Raw genomic sequence first — 14,188 nt, 5'->3', positions numbered from 1 at the left:
CGGGGGATTGAACACCTTCAATGGCAGCAACCGCCGCTTCGCCAAGCGCGTGGCCAAGCTGGGCGTTTTCCCCAAGCAGCTTGCTGCCGATAACGGCATCGACCCATCTGCGGGACAGCAACTGCTGAACACGCCGGTCGCTGACATCGATCCGATGTGACAAAGAGGATGAGCCTGCACGATATGCAAGATCGTGCAGGCCATCTCTTTAGAAAAGGGCGGTTTGCAGAAAGCACCTTTGTCCATGCGAGGCTCATGAGCGTGCCTCTCCGCGAACGGGCATTGACCAATGACTCTCCTGCAGTGCAAGGACAGGTGGCGGTCAACGGTGATCTCTATCACGAGTGTCCGCTTGAAGTGGGATGGCATTCACCTCATTGCATCACTACCTACTAGTAGGTAGAATTGCGTCAATCCCCTGACAGGAACGACCCCGTGGGCATTTCTCCTATTGGCTGGCTCCACACGCTGGGCAGCCTTCCGGCCATTCCCCTTGCCGCCTACATGCTGTTCAAGCACGGGCGGATCGTTCCCGAAACCCGCGCCGGGCGTGCGTATTTCTGGTTCATGCTGCTGGGGGTGCTGACGGTGTATCCGATTGCGCACCAGCCGGTCAGCGCCATCGTGGCGTCCGTCACGCTGGCGATGCTGTTGCTGGGCTATGGCATCGCGCGGTGGCGAACAGCGAAGACCTTCTGGAAACATGTGCAAACGATTGCTCTGAGCATCAGCGTGTTCCTGCTGATGGTCCCCACGGTCAGCGAAAGCCTGCGCAGGCTGCCGGTGGGCCATCCGCTGGTGACCGATTTGAAGGACCCGCTGCTGCTCGGCGTGCAGGGCGCGCTGTTCCTGGCGTTGATCATCGGCGTTCCCTTGCAGATGCTCGCGCTGCGCAGGCAAAAAATCCTCCAGGCCGGGTGAACGATTGATGCCTACTCCAGAAACAGACATGCAGCCGCAGTACTCGCCCAAGGCGCAGGAGATCATCCAGCGAGCGAACGAGCTGCTGGCCTCCGGCGGGTACAACGGTTTCAGCTATGCGGACATCGCGGAACGGGTCGACGTACGCAAGGCCAGCATCCACCACCACTTCCCCGCAAAAGTGGATCTGGTGAAGGCGACGGTGGCGCAGCATCGGGAGGCTACCCGGCGCGGCCTGCGCGCGCTGGACGAATCCACCCCGGATGCTTTCACGCGGCTGGTGGCCTATTCGCGCTACTGGGCGGACTGCATCCAGGCCTCCAATCCGCCCATCTGCATTTGCGCGCTGCTGGCGGCGGAATTGCCAGCAGTGCCGGCGGAAGTCGCGGATGAAGTGAAGGCGCATTTCAACGACCTTCATGCCTGGATTGGCCGGACCCTGGCGCAAGGCGTGGAGCAGGGCAACATGCGATTGAACGACACTCCGTCCGCCGAAGCGTCCGTGTTCATGGCGTCGATACACGGCGCGATGCTCTCCGCGCGGGCGACCGGCAATGCCTCGGTGTTCTGGGAGATTGCGAAGGCGGCGACCGACCGGTTGAGGTCGGTGTAGAGCCGGCGAGAGGCTTAGTCCAGCTTCCACACGGAAACCGGAATCGAGCCGTCCGGCCTGGCCGGCACCCGGTAGGTCAGCACGCCGTTGTCCAGGGTGTATTCGCGCTGCTGGCTTGTGCCTTCCCAGTTGGGGAACGAGGCGCCTTCGATGCGGAAGGTGAGGGTGTGCCGCGAGGCGTCGACCGCAATCGTGCCGTAGTGGGTGCTGGAACCCAGCGCGGCCGAGGCATATTCGTCGGCGCTGCCGCGTGCCTTGTCGTCCGATGCGAAACGCAGGCGTTCGGACTTGAAGATCTGCAGGGAATAGCGCCCCCGGGCATCGACGATCAGGCGGCCCGTGGGTGACTCGCCGTAGTCCCGGACGCGTTCTCCGCCGGGCAGGATCTTGTCCGCCGCGACCAGTGTCCAGGTGCCCCGCAGCGGCGATTCCGGTGAAGCGGCGCGGGCATCTTGCGCGGCCAGGCCGGCGAGCATCGCGAGGGTCATGCCGAGGATGGGATTCATGGCGGGGGGAACCGTGCGTGGGGTTGGCGAAAACGGTACCCTGCCGCCAGCATTTCAAAAATGCATTCATGATGATATCTGTCATTCCAAAATCGAATTCTTGAAATGAAGCCCCTGGACATCACCGCGGTGCGGGCCTTCGTGACGGCGGCGGAACTGCAGAGCTTCACCCGTGCCGCCGACGCGCTGGAGACCACGCAATCCGCCATCAGTCTCCGGCTGGGCAAGCTGGAGGCGCAGCTCGGCAGGCGCCTGATGGAGCGTTCGCCGCGCCACGTCCGGCTTTCCGCGGAAGGCCAGGCGTTCCTGGAGGTCGCGCGCGAATTGCTCGCGGCCCACGACCGCGCCGTCGCGGCATGGGATGTCGAAGCGCGCCGGCTGGTGGTCGGCATCAGCCACGAACTGATCGGCAGCGAACTGCCTTCGCTCCTGCGACGGATCAACGCCCACGATCCGGGTTTGCGGGTGGAGATGCGCGTGGGCGGCAGCCGGGATCTGATGGCGCTGTACGATCAGGACGAACTCGACGCGGCCTGGGTGCTGCGGCCGGATGACCGTCGTAAACGAGGCAAGGCGGTTTATTCCGAACCGATGGCCTGGGTGTCGGCACCCGGTTGGCGGCCGGTTCCCGGCCAGCCGCTGCCGCTGGCCACGCAGGGCAAGGCCTGCCGCATCCGCAACGCGGCCACGCGCGCCCTCGATGAAGCCGGCATCGCGTGGGAAGAAGTCTTCGTCGGTAGAGGCGCCGCCATGGTCGGCGCGGCCGCCGCCGCCGGCATGGCCGTTGCCGTCCTGGCGCCGCGCACGGCGCCTCCGGGCACGATGGACGCCGGCGAGGTGCTCTGCTTGCCGCCGATTCCCGCACAGGAAGTGATGCTGTACAGCAGCCTCAACGATCGCCGATCGCGCGAGGCCCTGCGCCTGATGTCGCTGGCTTTCCAGCAGGCACGTTGAGCCGTCGGGGCTGCGCGGCGCCCGCCTGTGCCACGGCCCGCCGGCAGTGGGATCCAATCCGTACTTTTTCTATGGCCTCAAGGTAAAGGCGCCGCATTGATCGGCTCCGGACCGGGGTATCTACTGCCGCTTCCGTCCTTCCCTCAGGTGCCGTCATGTACCCGGATGCAGATGCCGCGCAGATCGGATTCTTCCGGGAGCATGGTTACCTGGTGGTGAGGCAGGCCCTTCCGCAACCGGCGCTGGACGAACTGGAAAGTTACTGCGACATCCTCATCGCCCAGAAGAACGAAATGGCCAACGACTGGGCATGGAGCCAGGGCGAGTCCCGCGAGAACCGCAGTTTCCGCATCGTGCAATCGTCGCCGAGCAAGGTCTGGGCGGATATCGCCGGGCAGCCGTATCGCCGGTGGCTGGAACGTTTTTCGTCCCAGTTGATGGGATTGGACATGGCGTTCTGGTACGACCAGTTCCTCGGCAAACCGCCCGGCCATGGCGCGGTCACCGAATGGCATCAGGACGAAGGCTACTGGGGGCGCAATCTGGCCGATCGCGGCATCACCGGCTGGATTCCCCTGCAGGACGTGGACGCCACCAACGGCTGCATGCACTTCATCGACGAAGGGCATCGGCTCGGCATCCTTCCTCATCGCCTGGTCGAAGGCGTGCAGAGCGATCTGCTCACCTGCGCGGTGGATGAAACCCGCACCGTCATCTGCCCCATGCAGCGTGGCGACGTGGCGTTCCATCATTCCAAGACGCCGCACATGAGCACCGCCAACCTCGGCCCCGCCTGGCGCAAGGCGGTCACCAACCATCTCCAGCAACGCGACGCGGGAGGCGAGGGCGATCACTATCCGTGGCGGGTGAAGGTCAACCAGCGCACCGGCGAACGCAAAGCGGTCGGAAGCACGGACCAGAAAGACGACGGCGGAGCCTGAATGCCATCCTGAGCGCGTCGATGCCTGGCGAGCGCGCATCAAGGCGCATCCGGGAACCATCGTGGCCATGTTTGAGCAAGGCATCCGATCGACATGGCTGACGTTCCGTTCCGTTGATGGCGGACTTCTGTCAGGTGCATCGCGAGCCGTGCGTTCATCGCTCTGAACCCTGGTGGCAAGTCACCCGGCGCTGAGCGGAAATGACGCGACGAGGCGCGCGTCGTTGTTGTGCCGTGCAGCATAAGATTTCGTGTCCGGAGTCTTGCATGAACACGCGGGGCTGCTTTATGGTGCAATCGATTGCATCAGGGCGAATCTTCGAGGTTTCGTGCCGGTTGGGAGGCCGGGGATGGATGGATGTCTATTCGATCGAACCGGCGCAGCACGCAGGCGGCCGGTGCGCTTCCCGTGGCACTGGCGTTGCCTCGAAAGACTCGTTTGAGCAAGCTTTCCTTTGTGGTGTGAGGACGCCGGGATGAATCCCCTGGACCCGAAGTTCACGAGACGAAGTGCGCTGCGCGCGGCGGTGATGGGCGGTATCGGACTGGCCGCCGCCGGGGTGATGCCCGGGTTTGCCGCCGAAAAGCCGCTCGCGCTCAAGGGCAAGCTGAAACATTCCGTCGCGCGCTGGACGTTTCCGAAGCAGTCGGTCGCCGAGCTGTGCCAGATAGTGAAGGGGATTGGTTTCTCCGCCATCGACCTGGTCGGGCCGGAAGACTGGCCGACGCTGAAGGCGCATGGCGTGGACAGTTCGATGTGCAACGGCGCGGAGATCGACCTGGTGAAGGGCTTCGCCGGGACCGAGTTCCACGACGAACTGGTGGCGCGCTACACCCGCCACATCGACCTGGTGGCCGACGCCGGCTATCGCAACCTGATCTGCTTTTCGGGCAACCGCAACGGCATGGATCCCGAGCAGGGCCTGGCCAACGCCGAGGCCGGGCTCAAGCGCATCCTCGGGCATGCCGAGAAGCGCGGCGTGATGCTGGTGATGGAACTACTGAATTCCAAGGTGGATCACCACGATTACCTGTGCGATCACTCCGACTGGGGCGTCGCCCTGTGCAAGCGGCTGGGATCGAAGCACTTCAGTCTGCTGTACGACATCTACCACATGCAGATCATGGAAGGCGACGTCATCGCCACCATCCGAAAGCACCACGAATTCTTCACCCACTACCACACGGCGGGCGTACCGGGTCGGCACGAAATCGGCGACGACCAGGAACTCAACTATCCCGCCATCTGTCGCGCGATTCGCGACACCGGCTTCGACGGTTACCTGGCGCAGGAGTTCATGCCTGCCGCACCGGATCCGGTCGCCTCGCTGCGTGAGGCGATCCGCCTCTGCGACGTCTGAAACAACAGCTATCCACCCAGGGAAAAACAGTACCCATGGCAGACAATCACTACGACGCCATCGTCGTTGGCTCAGGAATCAGTGGCGGCTGGGCTGCCAAGGAACTGACCGAGAAGGGCCTCAAGGTCCTGATGCTGGAACGCGGACGCAACATCGAGCACGTCAAGGACTATGTCAACGCGATGAAGGAGTCGTGGGACTATCCGCATCGCGGCCGGCCGACCCAGGCGATGATCGCGGAACATCCGGTCCTGATGCGCGACTACCCGCTTTCCGAGGAAACGATGGGGATGTGGGCCGACGAAAAGGATTGTCCCTATACCGAGACCAAGCGCTTCGACTGGTTTCGTGGCTACCACGTGGGAGGCCGTTCGCTGTTGTGGGGCCGGCAGAGCTATCGCCTGTCGGAAATGGATTTCGAGGCGAACCTCAAGGAAGGCATCGCCACCGACTGGCCGATCCGTTACGCCGACATCGCGCCCTGGTATGACTACGTCGAGAAGTTCGCCGGCATCGCCGGCACCCGCGAGGGGCTGGACGTGCTGCCGGATGGCGAGTTCCTGCCGCCCATTCCGCTGAACATCGTCGAGAAGGACGTGGCCGCGCGGATCAAGCAGGCTTTCGGCGGCACCCGCCACATGATCCACTCGCGCACCGCCAACATCACCCAGCCCAAGCCCGAGCAGGGCCGGGTCAACTGCCAGTACCGCAACAAGTGCATCCTGGGCTGTCCCTACGGTGCCTACTTCTCGACCCAGTCGGCGACGCTGCCGGCGGCGATGAAGACGGGCAACCTGACCCTGCGTCCGTTCTCGATCGTCAAGGAAGTGCTGTACGACAAGGATCGCAAGCGGGCGCGCGGGGTGGAGATCATCGATGCCGAGACCGGCCAGACCTACCAGTACACGGCCAAGGTCATCTTCCTCAATGCCTCGTCGTTCAACTCGACCTGGGTGCTGATGAACTCGGCCACCGATATCTGGGAGGGTGGACTGGGCTCGTCCTCCGGCGAGTTGGGGCACAACGTCATGGATCATCATTTCCGCGTCGGTGCGTCCGGTCGGGTCGACGGCTACGAGGACAAGTACTACTTCGGTCGTCGTCCCTGCGGTTTCTACATTCCGCGCTTCCGCAACGTCGGCAACGACAAGCGCGACTATCTCCGGGGCTTCGGTTACCAGGGCGGGGCCAGCCGTTCCGGCTGGTCGCGCGAAATCGCCGAACTCAACGTGGGCGCCGAACTGAAGGACGCGCTGACCCTGCCGGGTGACTGGTCCATCGGCATGACCGCCTTCGGCGAGATGCTGCCCTACCACGAGAACCGGATCAGCCTGGACCCGGACCGCAAGGACAAGTGGGGTCTGCCGGTGCTGGCGATGGACGTGTCCATGCGCGAGAACGAGCTGGCCATGCGCCATGACATGGGCGCGGATGCGGCCGAGATGCTGGAGGCCGCGGGCGTCAAGGACGTCAGGACCCACGACAGCGACTACGCGCCCGGCATGGGCATCCATGAGATGGGCACGGCGCGCATGGGCCGGGATCCGAAGAACTCGGTGTTGAACAAGCACAACCAGGTCTGGGATGCGCCCAACGTCTACGTGACCGACGGCGCTTGCATGACCTCCAGTGCCTGCGTGAATCCGTCGCTGACCTACATGGCGATGACGGCGCGGGCGGCGGATCACGCGGTGCGCGAACTCAAGGCGGGGAACCTGTGATGGAACGTCGCGAACTCCTGAAGATGATCGCCGCCGCCACCGGCGCGGCCATGATTGGCATTCCGGGCTTTGTCTACGGACAGGCGCCGGCTCCGAACGGCAAGAGCGCTTTCTCGGCCACCGACATCGCCCTGCTGGACGAGGTCGCGGACACCATCCTGCCGCGGACCAAGACCCCGGGTGCCAAGGACGCGGGCGCGGGTCCCTTCATGGCCCTGTACGTGACCGACTGCTATACGCCGGAGAACCTGGCGATCTTCCGCGCCGGACTGGCCGATCTCGACAAGCGTGCCGGTGGCCGCTTCGTCGCGCTGGCGCCGCAGGCCCGCACTGAACTGCTGCGCGCCCTGGACACCGAAGCGCGCGACTACCTGAGCACGGCGAAGGCGGCCGCCGGGGGTGCCAGCAAGGGTCCGGTGAAGCCGCACTACTTCACCATGCTCAAGCAGTTGTCGATCTTCACCTTCTTCACCTCGCAGGTGGGGGCGAACGAGGCGCTGCAGTACGTCGCCGTGCCGGGCCGTTATGACGGCGACATGCCCTACGTTCCGGGCACGCCCGCCTGGGCGACCGACTGATGGACATGGGCGCTTCGTCCGAACCGTTCTGGCTGGGGAACACGATGAGCAAACCGATCCTGATGGCGGCCTGCCTCCTGGCCGCGGGCCCCGCGCTCGCACAGGCGCAGGCCGACCCGCAACGCGATCCCGCCAAGACCGAGGTCTGGAAGCCGATTCCGGCAACGGTGGCCACGCCGCGCGATGCCGCGCCTTCCGATGCGGTGGTGCTGTTCGACGGCAAGGACCTCTCGGCCTGGGAGAGCGAACTGGGTGGCAAGGCGCCCTGGACGGTCGCCGATGGCGCGGTCACGGTGGTGCCGGGCAGCAAGGGCATCCGCACCAGGCAGCGCTTCTGCGACGTCCAGTTGCACGTGGAATGGCGCACGCCCACCGAGACCAAAGGCTTCGATGGCCAGCATCGCGGCAACAGCGGCATTTTCCTGCAGGAGGTCTACGAACTGCAGGTGCTCGACAGCTACAACAACGCGACCTATCCCAACGGCCAGGCCGCCTCGATCTACAAGCAGGCCATCCCCCTGGTGAACGCCTCGCGCGCGCCGGGCGAATGGCAGGCGTACGACGTCATCTGGAATGCACCGCGCTTTTCCGAAGGCGGCGGGTTGCTCTCGCCCGCGCGCATCACTGTGCTGCACAACGGCGTGCTGGTGCAGAACGATACCGTGCTGTCCGGCAAGACCGAATACATCGGCGCGCCGTCCTACGCGCCGCATGGCTGCGCGCCGATCTACATCCAGGATCACGATTCCAAGGTCAGCTTCCGCAACATCTGGGTGCGCGAGCTGTAAGCGATGGCGCGGAGCGAGCCTCCGCGCGCGTCCTACTGCTTCAGGAAGGCCGCGAGGTCTTCGATATCCTTTTCCGACAGATGGCCGAAGGGCGGCATCATGCCGCCGCCCTTCCGGATGCGTTCCTTGATCTGTTTCGGATCCAGCCGCTTGCCGACATCGGTGAGCGCCGGAAACGCGCCCGCCACGCCCGCGCGGTTGGCGCCGTGGCAGGCCGCGCAGTTGGCGGCATAGACCTTGGCGCCCGCGGTGGCGTCTTCCGCCGAAGCCGCGGCGGTCGCCAACGCCACGGCGACAAAGGCCAGGGTCGCCATGCCGATGGATTTCAGCATCCGCTGCCCGCGCATCAGTGCGTCGCGCCGGCCGGCAGGTGTTCACGCAGGTAGTCCGCGCCGGCCTTGACGACCGCGGCGGGATCGCGCGGCTGGTCGTGCTCGATGATGTACCACTGCACGCCAGCCTTCTCGGCGGCGGGGAGAATGGTCTTCCAGTCCAGGACGCCCTGGCCCAGCGAGGCGAAGCCGCCCTCGTCCGTGGCCTGGCCCTTCGGCGCGTTGTCCTTGGCATGCACCGCGAACACCCGTCCGCTGAACTTGCCGAGCATCGCGGCCGGGTCGTAGCCGGCACGCGCCACCCAGGCCAGATCCAGTTCGGACTTGAGCGCGGGGCCGGCCGCGTCGAACAGCAGTTCCAGACCGGTCTTGCCACCGAAATCGATCAGCTCGAAGTCGTGGTTGTGGTAGGCCAGGGTCATGCCCTTGGCCTGGGCCTTGCTGGCAATTTCGCCCAGTTCCTTGCCCAGTGCGGCCCAGCCGGCGGCGTCGGTGGGGCGTTCCTTCTCGCCGAGGTATGGCACGACCAGATGGGTGTTGCCGAGCGTCTGGTTGAACGCCACCACGCCATCGAAATCCTTGCGCAGATCCGCCAGCTGCACGTGGGTGGAGACGGCCTTGATCGCATATTTGTCCAGCAGCTGCTTGAGTTCGGCGGCGGTGACGTTCTGCGTGCCGACGGTTTCCACCGCGTGGACGCCGGCGTCGTGGACGATCTTCAGCTGTTCATCCAGCGTGGCGACGTTGCGCAGCGTGTACATCTGCACCGCGATGGGCTGGGCCGGCGTGGCGGCGTCCCTGGCGAAGCCGGGCAGGGTCGCCAGGAGCAGCAGGGCGGTGGTCGCAATCTTGCGTGGGGTGGTGCGCATCAGGGTGTCCTCCGGGGATTCCGATGACTACAGGAAAGAAAAGCGGTCGGGGCCTGTCTTCGTGTGTTCAGGCGATGGGGGTCCAGGCGCGGGAGCGGGCCGAGGCGATGACGCGATCGACGATCAGTGCCGAGCGCAGTCCGTCTTCGAACGTCGGCAACCCTTCCGGCCGTTCGGCCAAGATGGCGCGATAGGTGTCCGCGACGAAGGCCTCGAAGCAGTTGCCGTAGCCCTGCGCGTGGCCGGCCGGCAGCACCGAGAGCCGGCGCTGTTCGGCGCTTCCGGCACCCGGTCCGCGCGTGAAGATTTCCTCGCGCTGGTCGGGCAGGCCGATCCACAGGCGTTCGCTGTCTTCCTGATCGAACGCCACGCTGGCCTGGGCGCCATCGATTTCGAACCACAGGCGGTTCCGGCGACCGGCCGAGACCTGGCTGACGGTCAGCGAGGCCAGGGTGCCGTTGGCGGTCTTGAACAGGGCCGCGGCGACGTCCTCGCTCGACACCGCCTGCATCGCACCGCCCGCCGCCGGCGTGGCGAAACTCTGGCCGGTGGCGGCGGCGCGTTCGGCGATCACGGTTTCGAAGGCGGCGCTGACATCGACGAAACGCTCGCCGCTGACCCATTCCACCAGATCGCACCAGTGCGAACCGATGTCGGCGAACACGCGCGAAGCGCCGCCCAGCGCCGGATCCACGCGCCAGTTGTTGCTGGCCGGATCCAGCAGCCAGTCCTGCAGGTAGCTGCCGTGGATGAGCCGCAGCGGACCCAGTTCACCCTGGGCGATGCGCGCGCGGGCTTCGCGCACGACCGGGTGGTAGCGGTAGACGAACGGTACCGTGGCCACCCGTCCGGTGGAGGCGGCCAGCGCCGCCAGCGCCTTGGCGTCCTCCAGGGTGGTGGCCAGCGGCTTCTCGCAGATGACGTGCTTGCCGGCTTCCAGCGCGGCCTGCGCCATCGCCCGGTGCAGGTGGTTGGGCGTGCACACGTGCACGACCTGCACCTGCGGGTCGGCGAGCGCTTCCTCGATGTCGCGATAGGCGCGCGGGATATCCCAGGCCTGCGCCACTTCCTTCCCGCGCCCAGGCGACGAACCGACCACGCCGCGGACATCGGCGCCCGCCAGCAACGCGGCGCGGCGATGCACGGCGCCAATCATGCCGGTGCCGACGATGGCGACTCCAAGCTTGCTCATCTACGCAATCCTCAATGTGCGGACGACGCGGCGGCGGCCGGTCGATCACGGAACAGGAACAGGAAGGCGATCAGCACCACCAGCGCGACGCCCGCCGGGAACAGCCAGATCTGCCGCCAGTCCGGACCCGCCGCAGTGGTGTAGTGCTCCACGACCGCGCCGGACAGGAAGGTGCCGATCAGCATGCCGACGCCATACGTGGCCAGGGTGATGAAACCCTGCGCGCTGCTGCGGGTGTCGGGACCGGCATGCGCGTCGGTGTAGATCTGGCCAGTGACGAAGAAGAAGTCGTAGCAGATGCCGTGCAGCACGATGCCGATCACCAGCAGGGAGAACCCGCTGCCCGCGTCGCCATAGGCGAACATGCCGTAACGCAGCACCCACGCCGCCATGCCGACCGCCAGCATGGTCTTCACGCCCAGCCGCACGAACAGGAACGGCATGGCCAGCATCAGCAGCACTTCGGATACCTGGCCCAGCGACTGCAGGCCGGCCGCGCCGCGCACGCCCAGATCGTTGAGATAGGGATTGGTGAAGTTGTAGTAGAACGACAGCGGGACGCAGATCGCGATCGAGGCCAGGAAGAACACCAGGTACGAACGCGATTTCAGCAGGCGCAGCGCGTCCAGTCCCAGGATCTGTCCGACGCCCGCGTTGCGCTGCTGCGCCAGCGGCGGCGTGTGCGGCAGGGTGAGCGCATACAGGCCGAGCGCCAGCGAGGCCGCCGCGGCCATGCGGAAGGTGAGTTCAAGGCGATGGGCCTGTTCCCAGCCCAGCCAGCCGATCAGCACACCGGCGACGATCCAGCCGATGGTGCCGGAGACGCGGACGAGCGGGAACTGCTTTTCCGGCGACTGCATGTGGCGCATGGCGATGCTGTTGACCAGCGCCAGCGTCGGCATGAACAGCAGCATGTACACCATCACGCAGGTCGCGAAGGTGTTGAAGCTGGTGGCTGTGGACGCGACCCACATCAACACCGCGCCGGCCAGGTGCAACACCGCCAGGATGCGCTGCGCGGCGAAGTAACGGTCGGCGACCAGGCCGACCAGGAACGGCGCGACGATGGCGCCGATGGACTGGCTGAGGAACGCGGTGGCCACCTGGCTGGCGCTGGCCTTCAGCGGTCCCTGTACCAGATAGGTGCCCAGGGTGACGAACCACGCACCCCAGATGAAGAACTGAAGGAACATCATCGCGCTCAGGCGCGACATGGCGAACGTCATGACTTCCCCTCCCAGGTCGGTGTTGGTTCAAATCCCCAGCATGCCGCGCAACGCTTCCGGATCGGCGCCGCTGTCGGCAAAGTCGTCGAAGGCGCGCTCGGTGACGCGGATGATGTGGTCGCGGATGAAGGGCGCGCCCTCGCGCGCGCCGTCTTCCGGATGCTTCAGGCAGCACTCCCATTCCAGTACGGCCCAGCCCGGGAAGTCGTACTGGGCGAACTTGGAGAAGATCGCCTTGAAGTCGATCTGGCCGTCCCCCAGCGAGCGGAACCGGCCGGGACGATCGATCCAGTTCTCGTAACCGCCGTAGACGCCGCTGCGCGCGCTGGCGCGGTACTCGGCGTCCTTGACGTGGAAGATGCCGATGCGCTCGTGGTAGCGGTCGATGAAACCCAGGTAGTCCATCTGCTGCAGCAGCAGGTGGCTGGGGTCGTAGAGGATCTTGGCGCGCGGATGGTGATCGACCGCTTCGAGGAAACGCTCGAAGGTCGCGCCGTCGTGCAAGTCCTCGCCCGGATGGATCTCGTAGCAAAGGTCCACGCCGCAGGCGTCGAAGGCATCCAGGATCGGGCGCCAGCGGCGGCCGAGTTCTGCGAAGGCTTCTTCCACCAGACCGGGCGGCCGTTGCGGCCAGGGATAGAAGTAAGGCCAGGCCAGCGCGCCGGAGAACGTGGCATGCGCCTTCAGCCCCAGGCGCTGGCTGGCCTTGGCCGCCAGCTTCACCTGCTCGACGGCCCAGGCCTGCCGCGCGGCGGGATTGCCGCGCAGTTCCGGCGGGGCGAAGCCGTCGAACAGGCTGTCGTAGGCGGGATGGACGGCGACCAGTTGTCCCTGCAGGTGGGTGGACAGCTCGGTGATCTGGATACCGTGTCCGGCCAGCATGCCGGCCACGTCGTCGCAGTAGGCCTGGCTCTGCGCGGCCTGGGCGAGATCGAAGATATGGGGCGCGCTGGTCGGCACTTGTAGGCCAGAATAGCCGAGCCCCGCGGCCCATTCGGCCAGCGTGTCCAAACGATTGAAAGGAGGCTTGTCACCGATGAACTGCGCCAGGAACAGCGCGGGACCCTTGAGTGTTTTCACGTCAATCCGCCTCGATGCAATCGATTGCATTATCCTAGCATGGGCCAACCCGGACACGCGTTGTGCACCGCATCGGGGAACCCGGGACTGACATGGCGACCATCTACGACATCGCGAAGCACGTCGGCGTTTCGGCAGGCACCGTGTCGCGCGCGCTGTCGCGGCCGGAAAAGGTCCTGCCGGCCACGCGCAAGCGCATCGAACAGGCGGCGGCCGCGCTGGGCTATGTCCCCAACACGGTGGCCCGGACGCTCAAGACCCAACGCAGCAGCAAGATCCTGGTCACGGTCCCGGACATCGCCAATCCGTTCTTCGCCCAGATCCTGCAGGGTGCGGAGGAAGCCGCGCAGGCGGCCGACTACGCCGTCCTGCTCGGTGATACCCAGCACCAGCCGGATCGGGAGGAGCGCTACGCGCAGATGCTTCCGCGCAACGAAGCCGATGGCCTGATCGTGCTGGGGCACCGGCTGCCGCCAACGGCGCAGGAAATCGTCCGGCAACTCGGCGCCAACGCGCCGGTGGTCAACGGCAGCGAATTCGATCCGGCGCTGGGCATTCCCAGTGTCCACATCGACAACGCCGCCGCCGCGCGCACCGCGATGGAACATCTCTACGGCCTGGGCCATGAGCGGATCGCCGTGATCGGCGGACCGCCCGACAATCCGCTGCACCAGCAGCGGCTGGAAGGGGCCCGGATCGCGGCCAGGGTACGTGGCCGCCTGCGTCAGCTGACGATCGTGCCGGGCGACTTCTCGGTGGAATCCGGCTACGCGGCCGCGAAGCGGTTGTTGCGCCAGGCGGCCGCGCCGACCGCCGCATTCTGTTTCAGCGACCAGATGGCGCTGGGCATGCTCGCCGCGTGCCGGGATCTGGGCATCCGCGTGCCGGAGGACTTCTCGATCGTCGGCTTCGACGATCTGGCCTCGTCCCGTTACCTCAACCCGCCGCTGACCACCATCAGCCAGCCGATGCGCGAGATCGGCATGGGTGCGGTCAAGCTGCTGCTCGCCATCATCGAGGGCGTGGACGTGCCGCATCAGCAGACGCTGGAATTCAGCCTGATGTTGCGCGGATCGACTGCCGCGCCCGCCTCGTAGGGAAGCTCCG

At 65.8% G+C, this 14,188-nt stretch carries 16 protein-coding genes; 10 read left to right on the top strand and 6 right to left on the bottom strand.

Going from position 1 to position 14,188, the window contains the following annotated elements:
• The first annotated feature begins 7 nt into the window (after positions 1-7).
• The 3 genes from FHW78_RS08605 to FHW78_RS08595 all read left to right on the top strand — a co-directional run bounded on the left by FHW78_RS08605 (position 8) and on the right by FHW78_RS08595 (position 1,534).
• A complete protein-coding gene (locus FHW78_RS08605) occupies positions 8-160 on the top strand; it encodes a hypothetical protein (protein ID WP_181444231.1) in 153 nt (50 codons plus the stop codon).
• 275 nt (positions 161-435) lie between these two features.
• A complete protein-coding gene (locus FHW78_RS08600; protein ID WP_183639495.1) occupies positions 436-921 on the top strand; it encodes a hypothetical protein in 486 nt (161 codons plus the stop codon).
• Between the two features lie 28 nt (positions 922-949).
• Complete coding sequence (locus tag FHW78_RS08595; RefSeq protein ID WP_183639494.1) at positions 950-1,534, top strand: TetR/AcrR family transcriptional regulator; 585 nt, start codon at positions 950-952, stop codon at positions 1,532-1,534.
• A gap of 14 nt (positions 1,535-1,548) precedes the next feature.
• Here the strand turns inward: FHW78_RS08595 and FHW78_RS08590 are convergent, their stop codons facing one another.
• Entirely contained in the window at positions 1,549-2,040 is a 492-nt protein-coding gene (locus FHW78_RS08590) for a lipocalin-like domain-containing protein (RefSeq protein ID WP_183639493.1), read from the bottom strand.
• Positions 2,041-2,145: 105 nt separating this feature from the next.
• Here FHW78_RS08590 and FHW78_RS08585 point away from each other — a divergent pair, with 105 nt between their 5' ends.
• The 6 genes from FHW78_RS08585 (at position 2,146) to FHW78_RS08560 (ending at position 8,382) form a co-directional block, all read left to right on the top strand.
• Positions 2,146-2,994 (top strand): LysR family transcriptional regulator, encoded by an 849-nt coding sequence (locus FHW78_RS08585; RefSeq protein ID WP_183639492.1) that lies wholly within the window; start codon positions 2,146-2,148, stop codon positions 2,992-2,994.
• Between the two features lie 155 nt (positions 2,995-3,149).
• Positions 3,150-3,935, top strand: coding sequence for a phytanoyl-CoA dioxygenase family protein (locus FHW78_RS08580; protein ID WP_183639491.1), 786 nt, complete (start codon positions 3,150-3,152; stop codon positions 3,933-3,935).
• 529 nt (positions 3,936-4,464) lie between these two features.
• A complete protein-coding gene (locus FHW78_RS08575; RefSeq protein WP_255443270.1) occupies positions 4,465-5,295 on the top strand; it encodes a TIM barrel protein in 831 nt (276 codons plus the stop codon).
• Positions 5,296-5,330: 35 nt separating this feature from the next.
• A complete protein-coding gene (locus tag FHW78_RS08570; protein ID WP_183639489.1) occupies positions 5,331-7,016 on the top strand; it encodes a GMC family oxidoreductase in 1,686 nt (561 codons plus the stop codon).
• Positions 7,016-7,594 carry a gluconate 2-dehydrogenase subunit 3 family protein gene (locus tag FHW78_RS08565; RefSeq protein ID WP_183639488.1) on the top strand — a complete coding sequence of 193 codons (579 nt, stop codon included), beginning with the start codon at positions 7,016-7,018 and terminating at the stop codon, positions 7,592-7,594. Before FHW78_RS08570 ends, FHW78_RS08565 begins: the two co-directional genes overlap by 1 nt.
• Before the next feature lie 44 nt (positions 7,595-7,638).
• Complete coding sequence (locus tag FHW78_RS08560) at positions 7,639-8,382, top strand: DUF1080 domain-containing protein (protein WP_183639487.1); 744 nt, start codon at positions 7,639-7,641, stop codon at positions 8,380-8,382.
• A 32-nt stretch (positions 8,383-8,414) separates the two neighbouring features.
• Here FHW78_RS08560 and FHW78_RS08555 read toward each other — a convergent pair whose 3' ends face one another.
• From FHW78_RS08555 to FHW78_RS08535, 5 genes are all read right to left on the bottom strand, one after another.
• Positions 8,415-8,696, bottom strand: a complete 282-nt coding sequence (locus FHW78_RS08555; protein ID WP_255443170.1) for a cytochrome c — start codon at positions 8,694-8,696, stop codon at positions 8,415-8,417.
• A 32-nt stretch (positions 8,697-8,728) separates the two neighbouring features.
• Positions 8,729-9,583, bottom strand: coding sequence for a sugar phosphate isomerase/epimerase (locus FHW78_RS08550; RefSeq protein ID WP_183639485.1), 855 nt, complete (start codon positions 9,581-9,583; stop codon positions 8,729-8,731).
• 67 nt (positions 9,584-9,650) lie between these two features.
• Entirely contained in the window at positions 9,651-10,775 is a 1,125-nt protein-coding gene (locus FHW78_RS08545; RefSeq protein WP_183639484.1) for a Gfo/Idh/MocA family oxidoreductase, read from the bottom strand.
• A gap of 11 nt (positions 10,776-10,786) precedes the next feature.
• Positions 10,787-12,001 carry a nucleoside permease gene (locus FHW78_RS08540; RefSeq protein WP_183639483.1) on the bottom strand — a complete coding sequence of 405 codons (1,215 nt, stop codon included), beginning with the start codon at positions 11,999-12,001 and terminating at the stop codon, positions 10,787-10,789.
• A 27-nt stretch (positions 12,002-12,028) separates the two neighbouring features.
• Entirely contained in the window at positions 12,029-13,081 is a 1,053-nt protein-coding gene (locus tag FHW78_RS08535; protein ID WP_183639482.1) for a sugar phosphate isomerase/epimerase family protein, read from the bottom strand.
• Positions 13,082-13,173: 92 nt separating this feature from the next.
• Between FHW78_RS08535 and FHW78_RS08530 the strand changes: the two genes are divergently transcribed.
• Positions 13,174-14,178, top strand: a complete 1,005-nt coding sequence (locus tag FHW78_RS08530) for a LacI family DNA-binding transcriptional regulator (protein WP_183639481.1) — start codon at positions 13,174-13,176, stop codon at positions 14,176-14,178.
• The last annotated feature ends 10 nt before the right edge of the window (positions 14,179-14,188 follow it).

The organism is Pseudoxanthomonas sp. OG2, from assembly GCF_014192765.1.
Classification (GTDB): domain Bacteria; phylum Pseudomonadota; class Gammaproteobacteria; order Xanthomonadales; family Xanthomonadaceae; genus Pseudoxanthomonas_A; species Pseudoxanthomonas_A beigongshangi.
The sequence above is the reverse complement of the archived record's forward strand: the minus strand, read 5'-3'. Positions and strand labels throughout refer to the sequence as shown.

Bases quoted from the DNA above. Each gene is read 5' to 3' on its own strand.
- FHW78_RS08595 (WP_183639494.1), top strand. From the start codon at position 950: ATGCAGCCGCAGTACTCGCCCAAGGCGCAGGAGATCATCCAGCGAGCG.
- FHW78_RS08590 (WP_183639493.1), bottom strand. From the start codon at position 2,040: ATGAATCCCATCCTCGGCATGACCCTCGCGATGCTCGCCGGCCTGGCC.
- FHW78_RS08585 (WP_183639492.1), top strand. From the start codon at position 2,146: ATGAAGCCCCTGGACATCACCGCGGTGCGGGCCTTCGTGACGGCGGCG.
- FHW78_RS08580 (WP_183639491.1), top strand. From the start codon at position 3,150: ATGTACCCGGATGCAGATGCCGCGCAGATCGGATTCTTCCGGGAGCAT.
- FHW78_RS08575 (WP_255443270.1), top strand. From the start codon at position 4,465: ATGGGCGGTATCGGACTGGCCGCCGCCGGGGTGATGCCCGGGTTTGCC.
- FHW78_RS08570 (WP_183639489.1), top strand. From the start codon at position 5,331: ATGGCAGACAATCACTACGACGCCATCGTCGTTGGCTCAGGAATCAGT.
- FHW78_RS08565 (WP_183639488.1), top strand. From the start codon at position 7,016: ATGGAACGTCGCGAACTCCTGAAGATGATCGCCGCCGCCACCGGCGCG.
- FHW78_RS08560 (WP_183639487.1), top strand. From the start codon at position 7,639: ATGAGCAAACCGATCCTGATGGCGGCCTGCCTCCTGGCCGCGGGCCCC.
- FHW78_RS08555 (WP_255443170.1), bottom strand. From the start codon at position 8,696: ATGGCGACCCTGGCCTTTGTCGCCGTGGCGTTGGCGACCGCCGCGGCT.
- FHW78_RS08550 (WP_183639485.1), bottom strand. From the start codon at position 9,583: ATGCGCACCACCCCACGCAAGATTGCGACCACCGCCCTGCTGCTCCTG.
- FHW78_RS08545 (WP_183639484.1), bottom strand. From the start codon at position 10,775: ATGAGCAAGCTTGGAGTCGCCATCGTCGGCACCGGCATGATTGGCGCC.
- FHW78_RS08540 (WP_183639483.1), bottom strand. From the start codon at position 12,001: ATGACGTTCGCCATGTCGCGCCTGAGCGCGATGATGTTCCTTCAGTTC.
- FHW78_RS08530 (WP_183639481.1), top strand. From the start codon at position 13,174: ATGGCGACCATCTACGACATCGCGAAGCACGTCGGCGTTTCGGCAGGC.